The following is a 744-nucleotide window of genomic DNA, read 5'->3' as shown; positions in this document are numbered from 1 at the left end:
ATAACACCGCCGCCGATCCCTTCACTAACTCCCTCCCTATCAGAATTCTCCCAATTGATCGCAGAAGGACTCAAAACGGATAATTGAAAAAGACACGTTTTGAGACTCGCGATGACGACCCACGACTCCGGCTACAAGCATCTCTTCAGCCACCCGGAGCTGGTGCGCGACCTGTTGGAAGGATTCGTCCACGAAGCGTGGGTGAAGGAGCTGGACTTCACCACCCTCGAACGGGTGGCCGGCAGCTACGTCAGCAACGACCTGCGCGAGCGCATCGACGACATGGTCTGGCGGGTCCGCCTCAAGGAGCGCTGGGTCTATGTCTATCTGCTACTGGAATTCCAATCGACCATCGACCCCTTCATGGCGGTGCGTCTGCTCACCTACCTGGGTCTGCTCTACCAGGACCTGATCAAGCGGGACCGGCTGAAACCCGGCGCTCGGCTTCCGCCGGTGTTGCCCCTGGTTCTCTACAATGGCGCCCCCCGCTGGGGCGCGCCGTTGGAGATCGGCGAGCTGATCGAGCCGGTGCCCGGCGGCCTGGAGGCCTACCGCCCCTCCTTTCGCCACCTGCTGCTCGACGAGCGCCGCTACACCGAAGAGGATCTAGCGCCGCTGAAGAACCTCGCCGCCGCCCTCTTCCGGCTGGAAAACAGCCGCTCCCCCGCCCACGTACTGCGGGTGATCCGCACCCTGCGGACGTGGCTGCACGCCCCGGAGCAGACCCGGCTGCGCCGCTCGTTT

Annotated in this window: 1 protein-coding gene; it reads left to right on the top strand. The window is 63.4% G+C overall.

Annotated features, from left to right (window positions below; translation table 11 throughout):
* Positions 1-111 precede the first annotated feature (111 nt).
* Positions 112-744 (top strand): Rpn family recombination-promoting nuclease/putative transposase (locus ACYQ2W_RS26490; RefSeq protein WP_459874106.1); only part of this gene is annotated, 633 nt, incomplete at its 3' end.

Source organism: Endothiovibrio diazotrophicus (assembly GCF_054657215.1).
Note: the sequence above shows the minus strand (reverse complement) of the source record. Positions and strands in the feature narration are given on the sequence as shown.